This window comes from Streptomyces violaceorubidus, from assembly GCF_000717995.1.
Taxonomy (GTDB): domain Bacteria; phylum Actinomycetota; class Actinomycetes; order Streptomycetales; family Streptomycetaceae; genus Streptomyces; species Streptomyces violaceorubidus.
On sequence record NZ_JODM01000007.1, the window covers coordinates 42,505 to 58,533 of the forward strand.

Here is a 16,029-nt window from a genome sequence, read left to right on the forward strand (position 1 = left end):
GGGAGCACCTCACCAGCGCAGGAGCACGAGTTCGGAGCAGAATCCGGGGCCCATCGCCACCAGCAGGCCCCAGGTGCCGGGCTCCGGTCGACGATGTCCCCGGACGCTCTCCAGGATGTGCAGCACCGACACGGACGACATGTTCCCCACCGCCGCGAGGGAGCGCCGTGAGGGGTCGAGGGTGCCCTCGGGCAGGCCCAGGGTCTCGCTGACCGCGGACAGGACCCTCGGGCCTCCCGGATGGCAGATCCAGGCCCCGATGTCGTCGACGCCCAGGTCGTGCTCCGCCAGGAACGCGCGCACGTGCCGGCCGAAGTGGCCCCTGACGATGTCCGGGACACCGGCGTCGATCACGACGCGGAAGCCGCCGGCGCCGATCTCCCACCCCAGGAGCCGCTCGGTCCCCGGATAGAGATGACTGCGCGTGGCGACCAGCCGCGGTCGGGCCGCGGGCGACTCCGTGCCGCCGCCCCGCGCGCCTCCGTGTGCGACGAGTGCCGCCGCACCGTCTCCGAAGAGCGCGCCCGCCACGAGGTTGGCACGCGAACCGTCTCCTCGCTGGAGGGTCAGCGAGCACAGTTCCACCGTGAGCAGCACGGCGGTGTCCCCGGGGTGCCCGCGCAGATGGTCGTGCACCCGGGCGAGACCGGCGGCGCCCGCGACACAGCCGAGGCCGAACAGCGGCAGCCTCTTGACGTCGGGCCGCAGCCCCACGCGCCCCGCCAGCCGGGCGTCCAGCGACGGAGCGGCCACTCCGGTGATGGAGGCGAAGACCAGCAGGTCGACGTCGGCCGGTCCCAGTCCCGCCTCGTGCAACGCGCCCGTGAGCGCCTCCTCGCCCAGTGCGAGGCCCGCCTCGATCCAGGCGTCGTTGCTGCGCCCGAAGTCCCTGAGAAGGGCGTACTGCTCGATCGGCAGCGCCAGATGACGGGTCCGCACCCCCGCGGAGGCGTGCAGACGGCGCAGTACGGCGCGGTCCGCCCCCGGGGGCAGGCACAGGTCGCCGATCGGCTCGGTGAGCTCGTCCTGGGCGTACCGGTGCGGCGGCAGCGCGCACCGCACGGCGGCGACGGTGGGTCCCGCGGTGGGCGGCGGCGCAGGACGCCGCGCGGTGGAGGGCGCGGCGGACGGGGGAGGGGCATGCTCGACGATCACGGGGACACGCATGTCGCCCATGCCTTCCTCGGCCGGCGGTCCGACTACCGTGCGTACGTGTCACTCCACCCGTCTGGGGTTCTCCCGCGTTCGCCGAGCAGAGTCCTGGCGCTGTTGCGCTCCTGCCATCCGGAACCGACGGTCGCCGTGACCCTCTTCGTGTCGGCCCTCGCCCTGGCGGCGGGCCGCGGGCCGGCCGGGTCGGCGGCCGTGACCCTGGCCGTACTCGCCGGCCAGCTCTCGATCGGCTGGTGCAACGACGCGGTCGACGCACGGCGCGACACGGCCTGCGGGCGCGGCGACAAGCCGGTGGGCTCCGGGGAGCTTCCGCGCGCGGCCGTGGCCGCCGCCGCGGGGACGGCCCTGCTCCTGTGCGTACCGCTGTCCCTGGTGTGCGGGGGCGGTGCACCTGGGGGGCGTGGTCGCGGGCTGGACGTACAACCTGTGGCTGAAGCACACGGTCCTGTCACCGCTGCCGTACGCCGCGGGCTTCGCGTCCCTGCCGGCCTTCGTCACCCTGGGTCCCCCCGCGCCGGTCTGGCCCGCCTGGTGGGCCACGACCGCGGCTGCCCTGCTCGGCGTCGGAGCCCACCTGTCGAACGTGCTCCCCGACATCGAGGACGACCTCGCGACCGGTGTGCGCGGGCTGCCCCAGCGGCTGGACCGGCGGACCTGCCGGTGGCTGGCGCCGGTCGTGATGCTCACGGCGGTGGGTGTGCTGGCCGCGGGACCGCCCGGCACGGTCGGGGCCACCGGCTGGGCGCTGACGGGGGCGGCCGTGGCCGTCGCCGTCGCGGGGACGGCCGTGCGGTCGGGGCCGCGCAGCCGATGGCCGTTCCGGGCGGCCATCGTGGTGGCCGGCATCGCCGTGGCGCGCCTGCTGCCGCTCGCTCCCGACATGACCTGAGCAAGCGGTCCAAGGCTCCGCGGCACCCTCCGGAAGTGGCTCGTCCGGCCGCTGCCGAAGTGGCCCACACGGGGCAAGCGGCAGGAGCATACGGTCGAGAGGACGACGCGCGGTGTGCCCGTGCCGGCCCGCACGGGCATCGTGTGCCCGATGACCGCCACTCCCTGCGAGGACCCCTTATGCAAGCCATCACCGTCCATGACCCCGAGGCGGGTGCCGACGGACTCGCCCTGACGGAACTGCCCCGTCCGCACGCCGCCGAGAACGACGTCGTCGTGCGGGTGCACGCCGCGGGCTTCACCCGCGGAGAACTCGACTGGCCCGCCACCTGGACGGACCGGGCCGGCCGCGACCGGACGCCGAGCGTTCCCGGACACGAACTGTCGGGGGTGGTCGAGGAACTGGGATACGGCACCACCGGTCTCACCGTCGGCCAGCGGGTGTTCGGCATGGCCGACTGGACGCGCGACGGATCGCTGGCCGAGTACACCGCCGTGGAGGCCCGCAACCTGGCGCCCCTTCCCGCGGACGTCGACCACACCGTGGCCGCCGCGCTGCCCATCTCGGGGCTGACCGCGTGGCAGGGCCTGTTCGACCACGGACGGCTCACCGCCGGGCAGACCGTCGTGATCCACGGCGCCGCGGGAAGCGTCGGGTCGGTCGCGGTCCAGCTCGCGCGCGAGGCGGGCGCGCGGGTGGTCGCCACCGGTCGTTCCACCGACCGGGACACCAGCTGCGCCCTCGGCGCGGACGTCTTCCTCGACCTCGAGTCCGAGCGGCTGGAGGACGCGGGGGAGGCCGACGTCGTGTTCGACGTCATCGGCGGCGACATCCTCCGCCGCTCGGCCGCGCTCGTACGCCCCGGCGGCACACTCGTCACCATCGCCGCGCCGCCCGAGGTCCGGCCGGAGAACGGCCGGGCGGTGTTCTTCGTCGTCGAACCCGACCGGGCCGGGCTCATCGAACTCGTGCGACGGGTCAGGGACGGGCGGCTGCGGCCGGCCGTCGGGGAGGTGCGTCCGCTGGCCGAAGCCCCCGCGGCCTTCGCGCCCGGCCGCGGCAGACACGGCAGACACGGCAGGACGATCATCCGCATCGCCTCCGACACCCCCGAGGCGGCGGGCTCCCGGTGAACGACATCTCGCTCGACGCCCTTCCCCTGCCCGGTACGGCCACGGCGGCCGCCGCCCTGGACGTGGCGACCGCCCACCTCTCCCCGGCCCTGCTCAACCACTCCCTGCGTGCCTACACGTGGGCGGCGGCCCGCGGCACGGCGGAGGGCGTCTCCTTCGACCCGGAACTGCTCTACGTCGCCGCGCTGTTCCACGACATCGGGCTGGTGCCGGTCTTCGACAGCCACACCGTCGCCTTCGAGGAGGCGGGCGGGCACGTCGCCCGCGTCTTCGCCGCCGGGGCCGGCTGGCCCGCCGAGCGCCGTGCGCGCCTGGCCGAAGTGATCGTGCGCCACATGTGGCCGCGGGTGGACGTCGCGGCCGACCCCGAGGGACACCTGCTGGCCCGCGCCACCGCGACCGAGGTCGTCGGCAGGGAGGCGGACGCCTACCCCGCCCGCTTCCGCGACGAGGTGCTGGACCGCTACCCGAGGCTGGACCTCGCCGCGTCGTTCCTGGCGTGCTTCCAGGACCAGGCGGCGCGCAAACCCGACAGCTCGGCGGCCGGCGCGGTGCGCTCGGGTCTCGCGGAGAGAATGGCCGCCAACCCGCTCGACTCCACCGCCTGAGTCCCGACGGCGGCCACGGCGGCGGCCGGGAACCGCGACCGCGCCGCCAGGGCTTTTCGGACGGCGCGGTCAGGGCACACGGTCGCTGACCGCGCCGTAACGAGACGAGACACGGGAGATCGACGTGGCGGACGACCCGCATCGCCAACAGGACCCTACCGATCAGTATCCCCGCCCGGACTTCCCCGGTCAGGACCAGCCGCACCCGGGCTGGACCGGGCCCATGGACCCACCGCCCGACCATGGCGAGGAGACGTACCGCGGATCGGGACGCCTGACGGGTCGCAGGGCCGTCGTCACGGGCGGTGACTCCGGCATCGGCCGAGCGGTGGCCCTGGCCTTCGCGCGCGAGGGCGCCGACGTGCTGTTCACCTACCTCGATCAAGAAGAGGACGAAGCACGGGAGACGACCCGCCTGGTGGAGAACGCCGGGCGCAGGGCCGTGGCCGTCCCGTGCGACATCCGTGAGGAGCGGAACTGCCGGTCGCTGGTCGACCGGGCCGTGGCGGAGTTCGGCGGCATCGACATCCTGGTGAACAACGCCGCCTACCAGATGTCCCAGCCCGACGGCATCGAAGCGATCACGACGCAGCAGTTCGACCGGGTGATGCGGACGAACCTGTACGGCATGTTCTGGCTGACGAAGTTCGCGCTGCCGCACATCCCCGAGGGCGGCAGCGTCATCAACACCACCTCCGTGCAGGCGTACAAGCCCAGCCCGCACCTGCTGGACTACGCGATGACCAAGGGCGCGATCGTGACCTTCACCCAGGGGCTCGCCCAGATGGTCGCGCAACGCGGTGTCCGGGTGAACGCGGTGGCGCCCGGCCCGGTGTGGACCCCGCTGATCCCGGCGACCTTGCCGGACACGGCCGAGTTCGGGAAGCAGAGCCCCCTGGGCCGCCCCGCGCAACCGGCCGAGCTGGCACCGGCGTACGTCTACCTCGCGTCCCAGGAGGCCGGATACGTCACCGCGGAGATCCTGAACGCGACCGGTGGAACCCCCCTGCCCTGATGCGGGGGAGCGGGCCGCTCCGACGGGGCTCAGGCCGCCTGGGTGAGTTCCGCGCGCCCGAAGAGGATCGCGTAGCCGGTGGGCAGTTGGGCGAGGATGCGGTCGAGCAGGTCCGGGCCGGCGAGGCGGGCGACGACGCCCAGGACCGAGCCGACGTCCCAGCGCGTGGTGGCCAGGGTGCCGCCGGTGCGGGTGGCGAGGTCCCGGACGAAGGCCCAGCCGGTCATCGAGTCGGTTCCCGGTATCTGCGCGGCGAGGATCTCGGCCGCCTCGCGGGGGAGACGGGCCGCCAGCTCGACGCGTTCCTCGCCGGTGACACGGCGGCCGAGGGCGGCCAGGACGGTGGACACGACCTCCTCGGCCCGTTCCCGCGTGGGATAGGCGCCGTGGTAGCGGACCTGCTCCAGCATCTGGACGAACGACATGGCCGGCTCGGGGGCGATCGTCGTCGGCGCCGTCTGGGGCTGCATCGGTGAAGGGTGCCTTTCTGGGTTGTGGGGCGGTACGGCCTGCTCGGCCGGTGAGGGGTGAGGGGTGAGGGGTGAGGGGTGAGGGGTGACGGTGGTCGGTGGTCGGTGGTCGGTGGTCGGTGGGGCGCGAGGTGTCAGTCCGCGCAGGTGCGGTCCGTGCTCGGGGTGGTGGTGTCCTGCGGCCGGCCGAAGAGCAGGTCGTACCCGGGCGGGAGCTGGAACAGGACACGGCGGGTCAGCTCCTCGCCGGCCGCGTCGGCGGCCACGCTGAGCACGGCCCCGCCTCCGCCTCAGCCGGAGATCTCCTTGTGGTCCGCGCCCGCGCCGATCGAGATCTTGCGCGGCTTGGCCCGCTCGGCGATCGGCACGCGCAGGGTGAGGACGCCCGCGTCGTAGTCGGCACTGATGTGCTCGGTGTCGAGGGTGTCCGCGAGCACCACCTGGCGGGAGAAGACACCGAAGGGGCGTTCCGAGAGCTCCATCTGCACGTCGTCGCCCCTGGCGGCGGGACGGCGTTCGGCCCGGACCGTCAGCATGTTGCGCTCGACGTCGATGTCGATCGCGTCCCGGTCGACGCCGGGGAGGTCGAGCGCGATCACGTACACGTCGCCCTCGCGGTAGGCGTCCATCGGCATCGCGGACGGACGCGACCAGGTGCCGGATGTGCTGGGGAACAACTGCTGGGTGAGCCGGTCGAGCTCACGGAAGGGGTCGGTGCGCATCAGCATCAGAAACACCTCCAGTTCGAGCGGATCCGCTCATGCGCTGCTTCTTGCTTTTCTTGTAGCATGTCATCGCAACGATGACAAGTGACGGTGTCGTCGCAAGGGTGACACCGGCGTCGGGAGGTGACCATGCCCGCAGACCCGCAGGAATCCGCACCCCAGCCCGTGTCCTTCCTCGCCGCCGAGGCAGCGCTGGCGGCGATCGAGGAGGCGGTGCACAGTGCCCAGGCACCGCCGCACGCGAGGCAGCCCGGCGGCGAGGTCAGCTCCGACCAGGCGCTCGCCGCGCTGCTGCTCCTGCGCCAGATGCGCGACCAACTCGCCGGGTGGGAGACGGGTCTGATCGAAACCGCCCGTGAGGCGGGCGCGAGCTGGGCCGACCTCGCCCGTCCCCTCGGCGTCGCCAGTCGGCAGGCCGCCGAACGCCGCTATCTGCGCCTGCGCCCCGGCGCCCCCGGCAGTACCGGCGACCAGCGCGTCCAGGCCACCCGCGACCGCCGCGCCGCCGACCGTGCCGTCACCACCTGGGCCCGGGGCAACGCCGCGGACCTGCGCCAGCTCGCCGGCCAGATCACCGCGCTCGCGGGCCTCCCGGCCCGGGCCCGGACCCCGCTGGTGCAGGCACTGGGCCAGGACGACGCCGCCGGGCTCATCGGGCCGCTGTCCGGCGCCCGTGAGCACCTGGGCGCGCACCATCCGGAACTGGCCGACCGCATCGACACCCTCACCCGGCGCACCGACCAACTCCGGCGCACCGGCGGCAGCGAGGACCAGTCGCCCGGGGAATGAGTCCTCGCGGCGAAGGTCTTGACCGGAGGTTGTCCGGAGTCAGGAGGGGTACCCAGCCGATCTCGAGAGGAGAGACGTGTCCGAAGAGACTGTGAAGAACGTCTTCGTCGTCGGTCTCGACGAGGCGAACCTGCCGACGCTCCAGGCCGTGCCGGGCGCCCGATCGATGCGCTTCCACGGCCTGTTGACGGTGGAGGAACTCCAGGACGGCGAGGTCTCGGTGTCCGAGGTCCTGGAGAAGGCCCAGCGCGAGCTGGACGCCTTCGAGGGAAGCATCGACGCCATCGTGGGGTACTGGGACTTCCCGGTCAGCACCCTGGTGCCGATCCTCGGCGAGCGTTACGGCACCCGCACCACCAGCCTGGAGTCGGTGGTCAAGTGCGAGCACAAGTACTGGAGTCGGCTCGAACAGCGGGAGGTCACCGACTGCCACCCGCGGTTCGGCCGCGTCGACCTGCGGGGCGACCCGCCGCGCCCGCCGGACGGCGTGCGCTTCCCGATGTGGCTCAAGCCGGCCCTGTCCTACTCCTCCGAACTCGCCTTCGGCGTCGGCGACGAGGAGGAGTTCCACAAGGCCGTCACGGAGATCCGGGAAGGCATCTCCCGCGTCGGCCGCCCCTTCGAGCGCATCCTCGACCGCATCGACCTGCCGCCCGAGATGGACGGCGTCGGCGGCCGGGTGTGCCTCGCCGAGGAGGAGTGCGCGGGCATCCAGGTCGCCGTGGAAGGCTATGTGCACCAGGGCGAGGTGACCGTCTACGGCACCCTGGACTCCATCGACTACCCGGACTCGGCGTGCTTCCTGCGCCACCAGTACCCCTCCACCCTCCCCCCACAGGTGATCGGGCGGATCCACGACGTCACCGAGCGCGTGATGCGCCGCATCGGCTTCGACTCGGCGACCTTCAGCGTGGAGTACTTCTACGACCCGAGCAGCGGGCGGATCAACCTGCTCGAGATCAACCCCCGCCACTCCCAGTCGCACGCCGAGCTGTTCCAGTACGTCGACGGGGTGCCCAACCACCATCCCATGCTGGCGCTCGCCCTCGGCTCCGATCCCACCATGCCGTACCGCGAGGGCCCCTACGCGATGGCCGCGAAGTGGTACTACCGCTGGTTCACGGACGGTGTGGTGCGCCACGTGCCCTCGCCCGAGACGATCGCGCGGATCGAGCGGGAGACACCGGGGGTCAGGATCCATGTCCTGCCGGAGGCGGGCCGGCGGCTGTCCGACCTGTCCCAGCAGGACAGTTACAGCTACGAGGTCGCGCACATCTTCACCGGCGGGAACGACGAGGACGAGCTGCGCGAGAAGTACGACCACTGCGTGGCGGCGCTCGGGCTCACCTTCGACGGGCCCGACGCGGGAGCACGACGGTAAGGAGTACGCCGGACCCATGCGTTACGTGACCCAACTGCCCCACGAGACGAAGGAAGAAGAGCACGTCGTCATCCCGATGTCCGACGGCGTCCGCCTGTCGGCGCGGGTGTGGCGGCCCCTGTCGTCCGACCACGAACCCGTGCCCGCGGTCCTGGAGTACATCCCCTACCGCAAGCGGGACCTCACCGCCGTCCGCGACTCCGTCCACCACCCCTACATCGCCGGGCACGGCTACGCGTGCGTCCGCGTCGACCTGCGCGGTACCGGTGACTCCGAGGGGGTCCTCCGGGACGAGTACCTGGAACAGGAGCAGCGTGACGCCGAGGAGGTGCTGGCCTGGCTCGCCGACCAGCCGTGGTGCGACGGGAGCACCGGGATGATGGGCATCTCCTGGGGCGCCTTCGCCGCCCTCCAGGTGGCGGCCCGGCAGCCGCCGAGCCTCAAGGCCATCGTCATCGCCTCCTTCACGGACGACCGGCACGCCGACGACATGCACTACATGGGCGGCGCGATGCTGTCCGACAACCTGGCCGAGGCGGGCACCATGTTCGCCTACGCCACCTGTCCGCCCGACCCGGCCGTGGTCGGTGACCGCTGGCGCGACATGTGGCACGAACGCCTCGAACACACCCGGCCCTGGGTGCTGGAATGGCTGCGGCACCAGCGCCGCGACGACTACTGGCGGCACGCCTCGGTCGCCGAGGACTACCAGGCCGTACGATGCCCCGTCCTCGCCTCCAGCGGCTGGGCGGACGGCTACTCCAACGCCGTCACCCGGCTGCTCGCCCACCTGGACGTGCCCCGCAAGGGCCTGATCGGCCCCTGGTCGCACAAGTTCCCCCACCTCGGCGAACCCGGCCCCGCCATCGGCTACCTCCAGGAGGTGGTGCGCTGGTGGGACCACTGGCTCAAGGGCGTCGACAACGGGGTCATGGACGGCCCCATGCTGCGCACCTGGATGCAGGACAGCGTGCCGCCGTCCACGTCCTACGAGGAACGGCCGGGTCGCTGGGTGGCGGAACCGTCCTGGCCCTCCCCGAACGTCCACCCGGTCACCCACCCGCTCAGCCGGCACCGCATCGAGGAATCCGTGGAGGCGTCGTCCGACCAGGGCGGGAGGGCCGGGGCGGGGGACGTACTGACCGTGCGTTCGCCGTTGTCCGTCGGCCAGTTCGCGGGCAAGTGGGCCTCCTACAACGCGCCGCCGGACCTGCCCTACGACCAGCGTGAGGAGGACGGCGGTTCCCTCGTCTTCGAGACCGACCCGCTCACCGATCCGCTGGAGATCCTGGGCTCACCGACCGTGGAACTGGATCTGTCGGTCGCCGAACCGGTCGCCATGGTGGCCGCGCGTCTGTCCGACGTGCGCCCCGACGGAGCCGCGACCCGGGTGACCTACGGGTTGCTCAACCTCACACGCTGCGAGAGCACCGAGCAGCCCGAGCCGCTGGAACCCGGCCGCCGCTACCGGGCCACGGTCCACCTCAACGGAGTGGCGCAGTCCTTCCCGCCCGGACACCGCATCCGCCTGTCCCTGTCCACCTCCTACTGGCCGCTCGCCTGGCCGCCGCCGAGGCCCGCCGAGCTGAGCGTCCGCGAGCGATCGAGCACCCTCACCCTGCCCGTCCGGCCGGCGCACCGCCCCGACGACACTCCCGCCGACCCCTTCGGCCCCCCGGAGGGGACCCCGCCGCTGACGACGACCACGCTGACCCCTCCGGAGGAACGCTGGGAGGTGCGGCGCGACCTGATCGGCTACGACGCCGAACTGGACATCGTCAAGGACCGGGGCCTGATCCGCTGCGACGACATCGGCGTGGACGTCGGTTGCCGGGCGCACGAACGGTACGCGGCGACCGCCGACGACTTCACCTCGGTGCGGGGCGAGTCGACCTGGACCATGCGCTTCGGGCGGGACGACTGGGACGTCCGCGTGGTGACCCACACCCGGCTCAGGTGCGACGAACGAAGCTTCTTCGTGGACGCCACCCTCGACGGCTACGAGGCGGGCCGCCGCGTGTTCTCCCGCACCTGGAACGAGACGGTGCCGAGGGACCTGCTCTGACCGCACTGCACTGCGCGGCAAGGAGGTCTGCGCTCCCCACCGACGACGGGGACGCTCCCTCCCGGCACATTGGAGCGGCGACGCCCGAGGGGCACTCGACGGCGCTGCGGCGTCCGAGGCCGGAGTCGGGGGAGACGACATGCAGGGGACGGCACTGGCGAGAGCCGCGCTGCAGGAGATCGCCCGGGCTGCGCGCGAGGACGGTCGAGACCGGGCGCGGCTGAGGAAGCTGGTGACCGAGCGGCTCGCCGACAGCGAACTGGGGGCCCTGGCCCTGGCCCGGCTCGACGACAGCCCGGGTGAGGGCTCGAAGGCCGTGGCGCGCGTGGTCCTGGCCGAGGCGGTGCGGGCCGATGCGGCCTTCGCGTCGGAGTTGAGGGCGACGCTGGTACGGGTGCTGGGGGAGCGGGCGCTCACGGCCGTCCCCTCCCTGCCGCCCCGGCCGGACTTCGCTCCGACCGCCGACCGGTCGCCCTCACCGGCAGCGGCCGCGTATGTGCCCCTGCTCGTACAGCCGCCGGTGTTCCAGGAGGCGCAACGCGCACCTCTGCCCGACGCCAGGCCCGTCCTTCGCCGCCCGCATGCCTCTGTTCGGGTGGGTTCGTCGCACACCGGCGCGTTGCCGCATCCTCGTTCCGGCCGGTGGCGGAGCATGCCACGCATGCTGTCCGGACTCCTGGCCCGACTGGTCGACCTGCTGCTCGGACGCCACGGCAGTTCGCTGCACCTGAAGGCCTCGTGTGCCGCGACGGCCCTCCTGGTGATCGTGGTCCTTTCGGGTTCGTACCTCGCGGTCCTCGCCGAGCGCGGCGCACCGGGGGCTCAGCTGACCACCTATCCGCGGGCCCTGTGGTGGTCCGTGGAAACCGCGACGACCGTCGGCTACGGCGACCTGTATCCCGTGACCCTGTGGGGGCGGCTCGTGGCCGTGGTGGTGATGGTCGCCGGAATCACCTCCTTCGGCCTGGTCACCGCGGCGCTGGCCACCTGGTTCGTCGGGCGGGAACAGGAACGCCGGGGTCACTTCGTGCGCCACACCGAGGAGGCCGCCGAAGAGGTGTACGCGCAGGCGACCCGAGCGCTGCACGAGCGTTTCGACCGGCTGGAACGCATGCTCGGCGACCACCGCGACGGTCGGTCCCCGTGACGGTGCTCGCGAGGCTTCGTGCAGACCGCGGGGGAAACGGCCCCGCGCACCGCCTACGCCGTGCCGTCGGCCTCGGCGGCCAGGGCGGCGAGGTAGCCGTCCAGAAGCTCGACCTGCCGCTCCGGCGGGAAGGTCGTCGGATCGAAGAGGGCCTGGACCACCAGTCCGAGGACGAAGGACTGCGCGCTCGCCGCGATCCGCGCGGCGTCGCCCGGAGGCAGTTCACCGAGTTCCTGCGCGGCGGCCACCCGTGTGCGCAGCCTCTCGCGGCCCTGCGCGTACTTGCCGGCGTAGTCGGCGGCCAGGGCGGGGTCGGAGAGAGCGGCGTCCCAGGACGAGACCCAGACGCGGTTGCTGTCGGTGGCCTCCGTGGTCAGCGGCAGGATGTCCAGCAGGGCGCCCCGGAGGGCGGCCAGGCCCCGGCCCGCGGGGCGGCGGGGGCGGGAGAGGGTGCGCTGCTCCAGCAGGTCGAGGGCGTATGCGACGAGGGCGCGCTTGGTGGGGAAGTAGTGCGTGAGCAGGCCCGTGGTCGCACCGAGTTCGGCGGCGACGGCGCGCAGGGTCAGACCGGCGAAGCCGCGGGTGGCCATGACCTGCCAGACCGCCGCGGAGACGTCCCGCCGCCGGGCCTCGTGATCTCCCTTGGTACGTGGCATGCCGCCACGGTACATTGGCATAACAAGCGTTGTGCAAACGGGGAGGTCTCATGTTCTCGGTGTCGCTCGGTGGCGCTGCTCGCCTCGCTCCGCTGGAGGTGTGGCACGCCGAGGAGTTCGCGGGCCATCTGGACCGGGCTCGTGAACACATCCGCCCCTGGGTCGGGCCCGCGTTCGTCACCGACGACACGGAGGGGGCGAGGGCCACTCTCCAGCGGTATGCGGCACGCCAGGCCGACGACGGGGCTCGCCTGTACGGCATCTGGCGCGAGGAAGTGCTGGTCGGCGGTGTGATGTTCACCGACTTCGACGCGGCCTTGGGCAACTGCGAGATCGGCTGCTGGCTGGAGCCGTCGGCCGAGGGCCACGGTCTGATCACGCGGGCCTGCGGCCTGTTGCTGGACTGGGCCTTCACGACCCGAGGACTGCACCGGGCCGAATGGCACTGCCGGGCGGACAACCAGCGCAGCGCCGCGGTGGCCGAGAGGCTCGGCATGACCCTGGAGGGCGTGCGGCGCGAGGCGTGGCCGTACGGCGGCGTGCGTCACGACAAGCAGGTCTGGGCGATCCTGGCCCCGGAGCACCATTGAAGCGGCGGTCGAGAGGCCGAGAGGTCAAGACGCAGGGTGAGACCCCCTCACGGCCCCGGGTTCGGCCCAACGCCGCCTCCAAGGGGATCTCATCTCCCGGAACCCAGTCTTCTTCGCGCGTGCGGAGCGGCGTGCGGTGAGCCACTGGTCGTGCTCCGACGCGAGGCCGTGACGGCCTGCCGGCCTGCCGGAGCTGCTCAGGCGTCGGTGAAGAGGGGGTCGTAGGGGGAGCTCGTGCGACCACCCGACATGAAGGAGACGAAGTCGCCCACGAAGGCGCTGCGGCCGTATGCCGAGTCCGTGGTGGCGGGGTCGCGGTGGAAGGCGGTGCGGAAGAGTGCCCGGTACTCGTCCGCGTCGATGGTGCCGTTGCCGTCCTTGTCGGTCGCGTCGAACAGCACCTCGGCGACGCGGATCAGCGCGGGCCCGGCCAGGGAGGGCACGGCGGCGGAGTACTCGGCGGCGCTGACCCGGCCGTCGCCGTCGGTGTCGAGGGCGTCCTGGAGTTCGCGCCACCAGGCGGCGAAGGCGTCGTAGAGCCGGGACTCCTCCGGCTCCTCCAGGTCCAGGCGGGTGGACAGTTCCCGCGCCATGGCCGCGAGGTCCGGCCAGTCGAGGTGGCCGTCGCCGGTCTGGTCCAGGACCTGGTGGAAGAACTCCTCCGCGGGGCCTCGGCCCTCGTGCGCGCTCCCGGACACCGGACCCGGGCCGTGGGCGCCGCCCAGTGGGCTGATCAGACGCAGCAGGGCCGAGGCCCGCTTCATGCGGTCGCGCAGGACGGTCGCGGTCCGGGCGCGGGGGTCGTCGCCTCCGGGGGAGAGCGTCAGCAGCTCGATGATGTTCTCCGCGTCGAGCCAGCCCCGGGGCAGGAAGCGGGTCAGCCCGGCGGCGAGATAGGCACCCCGCATGAGGGTCTCGGTGCCGGGCATCTCCGGCAGGCCGGCCCGCCGTCGATACGGCTCGGGGAGCGAGGCGACCGTGATCGCGCCGAGCAGCGGTCCGACGACGGCCCTGCCCGCCGCCCACAGGGTCGGCGCACCGTCGAGCAGCGCCGGGGCGGGCAAGTGGTCGAAGAGCCGGTACAGGATGATGCGGGCCGCCTCGGTGTTCTCCAGCTCGTCTTCGACGACCCGGTCGAAGTACCCCCAGAAGTCCTGGAGGCTCTCCGGGAGTTCCCCGGCGTCACCGTCGAGCGCGGCGAGGTACGCGCGGTACTCGGCGTACATCCGCTCCATCGTGTCCTGGTCGAGAGGCTGGCCGCTCAACCGGCACATCGTGACGGCACTCTCGAACAGGGTGGCGACCACCCAGGCGCGCGTGGCGCGGTCCATCGCGTCGTAGGGCCGGCCGCGGGAGTCCTCGCCGCTCATGCGTGCGTGCAGCCGGTTGAGCCGGGCGGCCTCCCGCTCGCGTACCGCCGGGTCGCCGCTGTACATGCGCCGCATGCTGAGGAGGGTGTTGCGGAGCCGGCGCCAGGGATGGGCGACGAAGGTGGAGTTGTCGGCGAGGGCCGCACCGATCTGGGGGTGCGCCGCCTCCAGCACGGTCGCACGGATGATGGCGAGGGCCCAGCGCGGGTCGTCGAAGAAGGCGTGGAACTGCGAACCCGGCCCGAACAGGGGCGGTTCGTCGTCGGGGCGCCCGGTGTGCGTGCGGCTCGTGTCGGTCGTCATCGTGAGTCTCCGTTCGTCCAGGGCGGCAGGCTGCCGAAGCGACGGTCGCGGCGCCGGTAGGTGTGCAGGCAGGCCAGGAAGTCGGGGGCCCGGAAGTCCGGCCAGAGCACCTCGGGGAACGTCCACTCGGCGTAGGCGACCTTCCAGAGCATGAAGTTGGAGATGCGCTGCTCGCCGGACGTCCGGATGACCAGGTCCACGTCGGGTGTGTCGGGATACGGCAGGTGCTGGGCGAAGAGGTGCTCGGTCACCTCGTCCGCGGACCTCCCGCTCCGGATGAGCGACCGGGCGGCCTCGACGATGTCCCTGCGCCCGCCGTGGTCGAACGCCACGGTCAGCGTCATGCCCCGGTTGCCGTCGGTCAACGTCGTCAGGTCGTCGAAGTCCTGGGCCAGCTCGCGGGGGATGCGCGGGTCGGTGACCCCGAGGAAGCGACAGCGGACGCCGCGGGCGAGCAGGAGCGGTGCGTGCTTGCGCACCACCCGGCGGACCAGGCCCATCAGATAGTCGACTTCCGTCCCGGGCCGGTTCCAGTTCTCGGTGGAGAAGGCGTACAGGGTGAGCCACTCGACACCCGCGGACCGGGCCGTCTCGATGATCTCGATGACCGTGGCCTCGGCGGCCCGATGGCCCGCCGTCCGGGGCAGTGAACGCCGCTGTGCCCACCGGCCGTTCCCGTCCATCACGCACGCCACGTGCCGGGGCAGGGCGCCTGCCCCGGAACCGGTGCCTCGCCCCCGCTCGGCACACGTACCGGCACGTCCGGCAGTACCGTGCTCGTCCACACCCACCCCACCTCGCCCACGCCCCCACCGGCGCGCTTTCCCTACCGGGAGCTTGGCAGCGACACAGGCCCCGGCAGGCGGAAACGGTGTGTTGTCATCCTTGGCTCATACGTCCGAGTCCCGCCGTGTGGACGAGGTCGGGCTCACATGCAGTTCGGGGGCTTGTCCTGTGGATTCAAGGGCATTCGGTGCTCTGGAGGTTGATAACTATGGTTCCCCTGCTTCTTGTTCTTCTCCTGGCCCTGATTCTCTTCGGCGCGGGCTTCGCGTTGAAGGCACTGTGGTGGATCGCCGTCATCGTGCTCGTCCTGTGGCTGCTGGGCTTCCTCGTCCGTCCCGCCGGCAGTGGAGGCCGCAAGGGCCGCTGGTACCGCTGGTAGAGACACATGGCGGAGCCCGGAGGGGGCGGAGGATGGGCGGCGTCACCCGGCAGGGTCGCCCCCGGAATCCGCCCCCACCGGCGTAGCGGACGTGTCCGGGGCCCCAGCGCACAGGTCGAGGGTCCAGCTCTGGCCGACGAGGTCCTGGCCGTAGCTGGGGTGGCGCTCCTCGTCGGCGAGGGTGAACCCGAAGCTCTGGTAGATCCTGCGCGCCGCCACGAGGACGTCGTTGGTCCACAGGGTCACCCGCTGGTAGCCCGCCGCACGGGCGAAGTCGAGGCACTCCCCGACCAGGCGTGTGCCGAGGCGGAGGCCCCTGCCCCGCGGGGTGACGAGCAGGATCCGCAGCTTGGCCACCTCCGGCCGGTCGCCCGCGACGAGGAAGACGCAGCCCACGCGCCGACCGTCGACCTCGGCGATCCAGCCCCCTCGCGGGACGGGTCGTGCCGGGTGGCGTAGTCGGCGACGATCCGGGCGACCAGGGCCTCGAAGTCGGTGTTCCAGCCGAACTGCCGGTCGTACGTCTCGCCGTGGGCCGTCACGACCCACC

General features: G+C 72.5%; 18 protein-coding genes. 10 read left to right on the plus strand and 8 right to left on the minus strand.

Features of this window, described 5'->3' with window-relative positions; all coding sequences use genetic code 11:
- Positions 1-9: 9 nt before the first annotated feature.
- Positions 10-1,167, minus strand: coding sequence for a type III polyketide synthase (locus tag IE94_RS0112740; protein WP_078606464.1), 1,158 nt, complete (start codon positions 1,165-1,167; stop codon positions 10-12).
- 391 nt (positions 1,168-1,558) lie between these two features.
- Between IE94_RS0112740 and IE94_RS41720 the strand changes: the two genes are divergently transcribed.
- The 4 genes from IE94_RS41720 to IE94_RS0112760 all read left to right on the plus strand — a co-directional run bounded on the left by IE94_RS41720 (position 1,559) and on the right by IE94_RS0112760 (position 4,818).
- Complete coding sequence (locus tag IE94_RS41720) at positions 1,559-2,062, plus strand: UbiA family prenyltransferase (protein ID WP_342450754.1); 504 nt, start codon at positions 1,559-1,561, stop codon at positions 2,060-2,062.
- Positions 2,063-2,241: 179 nt separating this feature from the next.
- The gene (locus tag IE94_RS0112750) at positions 2,242-3,195 is read left to right on the plus strand and encodes an NADP-dependent oxidoreductase (protein WP_030182635.1); all 954 of its coding nucleotides are present in this window, start codon (positions 2,242-2,244) and stop codon (positions 3,193-3,195) included.
- The gene (locus tag IE94_RS0112755; RefSeq protein ID WP_245235227.1) at positions 3,192-3,803 is read left to right on the plus strand and encodes an HD domain-containing protein; all 612 of its coding nucleotides are present in this window, start codon (positions 3,192-3,194) and stop codon (positions 3,801-3,803) included. The genes IE94_RS0112750 and IE94_RS0112755 overlap by 4 nt, the downstream gene beginning before the upstream one ends.
- Before the next feature lie 124 nt (positions 3,804-3,927).
- Positions 3,928-4,818 (plus strand): SDR family oxidoreductase, encoded by an 891-nt coding sequence (locus tag IE94_RS0112760; RefSeq protein WP_030182641.1) that lies wholly within the window; start codon positions 3,928-3,930, stop codon positions 4,816-4,818.
- Between the two features lie 29 nt (positions 4,819-4,847).
- Here the strand turns inward: IE94_RS0112760 and IE94_RS0112765 are convergent, their stop codons facing one another.
- The 3 genes from IE94_RS0112765 to IE94_RS0112775 all read right to left on the minus strand — a co-directional run bounded on the left by IE94_RS0112765 (position 4,848) and on the right by IE94_RS0112775 (position 6,016).
- On the minus strand, positions 4,848-5,288 hold the full coding sequence (locus IE94_RS0112765) for a DUF2267 domain-containing protein (RefSeq protein WP_030182644.1): 441 nt from the start codon (positions 5,286-5,288) through the stop codon (positions 4,848-4,850).
- Between the two features lie 134 nt (positions 5,289-5,422).
- Complete coding sequence (locus IE94_RS39885; protein ID WP_157849341.1) at positions 5,423-5,563, minus strand: hypothetical protein; 141 nt, start codon at positions 5,561-5,563, stop codon at positions 5,423-5,425.
- A 15-nt stretch (positions 5,564-5,578) separates the two neighbouring features.
- The gene (locus IE94_RS0112775) at positions 5,579-6,016 is read right to left on the minus strand and encodes an Hsp20/alpha crystallin family protein (RefSeq protein WP_030182646.1); all 438 of its coding nucleotides are present in this window, start codon (positions 6,014-6,016) and stop codon (positions 5,579-5,581) included.
- Positions 6,017-6,142: 126 nt separating this feature from the next.
- Between IE94_RS0112775 and IE94_RS0112780 the strand changes: the two genes are divergently transcribed.
- From IE94_RS0112780 to IE94_RS0112795, 4 genes are all read left to right on the plus strand, one after another.
- Positions 6,143-6,802: a hypothetical protein gene (locus IE94_RS0112780; RefSeq protein ID WP_037922479.1), complete on the plus strand. Its 660-nt coding sequence runs from the start codon at positions 6,143-6,145 to the stop codon at positions 6,800-6,802.
- 76 nt (positions 6,803-6,878) lie between these two features.
- Complete coding sequence (locus IE94_RS0112785; RefSeq protein ID WP_030182654.1) at positions 6,879-8,183, plus strand: ATP-grasp domain-containing protein; 1,305 nt, start codon at positions 6,879-6,881, stop codon at positions 8,181-8,183.
- Between the two features lie 16 nt (positions 8,184-8,199).
- Positions 8,200-10,248 (plus strand): CocE/NonD family hydrolase, encoded by a 2,049-nt coding sequence (locus IE94_RS0112790; protein WP_030182662.1) that lies wholly within the window; start codon positions 8,200-8,202, stop codon positions 10,246-10,248.
- Between the two features lie 652 nt (positions 10,249-10,900).
- Positions 10,901-11,395, plus strand: coding sequence for a potassium channel family protein (locus IE94_RS0112795; RefSeq protein WP_078606473.1), 495 nt, complete (start codon positions 10,901-10,903; stop codon positions 11,393-11,395).
- A gap of 53 nt (positions 11,396-11,448) precedes the next feature.
- Here the strand turns inward: IE94_RS0112795 and IE94_RS0112800 are convergent, their stop codons facing one another.
- Positions 11,449-12,051, minus strand: a complete 603-nt coding sequence (locus tag IE94_RS0112800) for a TetR/AcrR family transcriptional regulator (protein WP_245235228.1) — start codon at positions 12,049-12,051, stop codon at positions 11,449-11,451.
- A gap of 50 nt (positions 12,052-12,101) precedes the next feature.
- Between IE94_RS0112800 and IE94_RS0112805 the strand changes: the two genes are divergently transcribed.
- Positions 12,102-12,641 (plus strand): GNAT family N-acetyltransferase, encoded by a 540-nt coding sequence (locus IE94_RS0112805; protein WP_030182667.1) that lies wholly within the window; start codon positions 12,102-12,104, stop codon positions 12,639-12,641.
- A 197-nt stretch (positions 12,642-12,838) separates the two neighbouring features.
- Here IE94_RS0112805 and IE94_RS0112810 read toward each other — a convergent pair whose 3' ends face one another.
- Both IE94_RS0112810 and uppS read right to left on the minus strand, forming a co-directional pair.
- On the minus strand, positions 12,839-14,314 hold the full coding sequence (locus IE94_RS0112810) for an oxygenase MpaB family protein (RefSeq protein ID WP_030182669.1): 1,476 nt from the start codon (positions 14,312-14,314) through the stop codon (positions 12,839-12,841).
- On the minus strand, positions 14,311-15,021 hold the full coding sequence (uppS, locus tag IE94_RS0112815) for a polyprenyl diphosphate synthase (RefSeq protein ID WP_078606474.1): 711 nt from the start codon (positions 15,019-15,021) through the stop codon (positions 14,311-14,313). The genes IE94_RS0112810 and uppS overlap by 4 nt, the downstream gene beginning before the upstream one ends.
- A gap of 287 nt (positions 15,022-15,308) precedes the next feature.
- Between uppS and IE94_RS0112820 the strand changes: the two genes are divergently transcribed.
- Positions 15,309-15,479 carry a DUF5670 family protein gene (locus IE94_RS0112820; RefSeq protein ID WP_030182680.1) on the plus strand — a complete coding sequence of 57 codons (171 nt, stop codon included), beginning with the start codon at positions 15,309-15,311 and terminating at the stop codon, positions 15,477-15,479.
- Positions 15,480-15,521: 42 nt separating this feature from the next.
- Here the strand turns inward: IE94_RS0112820 and IE94_RS41825 are convergent, their stop codons facing one another.
- Positions 15,522-15,875, minus strand: coding sequence for a GNAT family N-acetyltransferase (locus IE94_RS41825; protein WP_425337962.1), 354 nt, complete (start codon positions 15,873-15,875; stop codon positions 15,522-15,524).
- Positions 15,876-16,029: the final 154 nt, after the last annotated feature.

What these genes read in the sequence shown, in the direction of transcription:
- IE94_RS0112800 (WP_245235228.1), bottom strand. Translation starts at nt 12,051, where the DNA reads ATGCCACGTACCAAGGGAGATCACGAGGCCCGGCGGCGGGACGTCTCC.
- IE94_RS0112820 (WP_030182680.1), top strand. Translation starts at nt 15,309, where the DNA reads ATGGTTCCCCTGCTTCTTGTTCTTCTCCTGGCCCTGATTCTCTTCGGC.
- IE94_RS0112780 (WP_037922479.1), top strand. Translation starts at nt 6,143, where the DNA reads ATGCCCGCAGACCCGCAGGAATCCGCACCCCAGCCCGTGTCCTTCCTC.
- IE94_RS0112740 (WP_078606464.1), bottom strand. Translation starts at nt 1,167, where the DNA reads ATGCGTGTCCCCGTGATCGTCGAGCATGCCCCTCCCCCGTCCGCCGCG.
- IE94_RS0112750 (WP_030182635.1), top strand. Translation starts at nt 2,242, where the DNA reads ATGCAAGCCATCACCGTCCATGACCCCGAGGCGGGTGCCGACGGACTC.
- IE94_RS0112795 (WP_078606473.1), top strand. Translation starts at nt 10,901, where the DNA reads ATGCCACGCATGCTGTCCGGACTCCTGGCCCGACTGGTCGACCTGCTG.
- IE94_RS0112810 (WP_030182669.1), bottom strand. Translation starts at nt 14,314, where the DNA reads ATGACGACCGACACGAGCCGCACGCACACCGGGCGCCCCGACGACGAA.
- IE94_RS0112765 (WP_030182644.1), bottom strand. Translation starts at nt 5,288, where the DNA reads ATGCAGCCCCAGACGGCGCCGACGACGATCGCCCCCGAGCCGGCCATG.
- IE94_RS0112775 (WP_030182646.1), bottom strand. Translation starts at nt 6,016, where the DNA reads ATGCTGATGCGCACCGACCCCTTCCGTGAGCTCGACCGGCTCACCCAG.
- IE94_RS0112805 (WP_030182667.1), top strand. Translation starts at nt 12,102, where the DNA reads ATGTTCTCGGTGTCGCTCGGTGGCGCTGCTCGCCTCGCTCCGCTGGAG.
- IE94_RS0112790 (WP_030182662.1), top strand. Translation starts at nt 8,200, where the DNA reads ATGCGTTACGTGACCCAACTGCCCCACGAGACGAAGGAAGAAGAGCAC.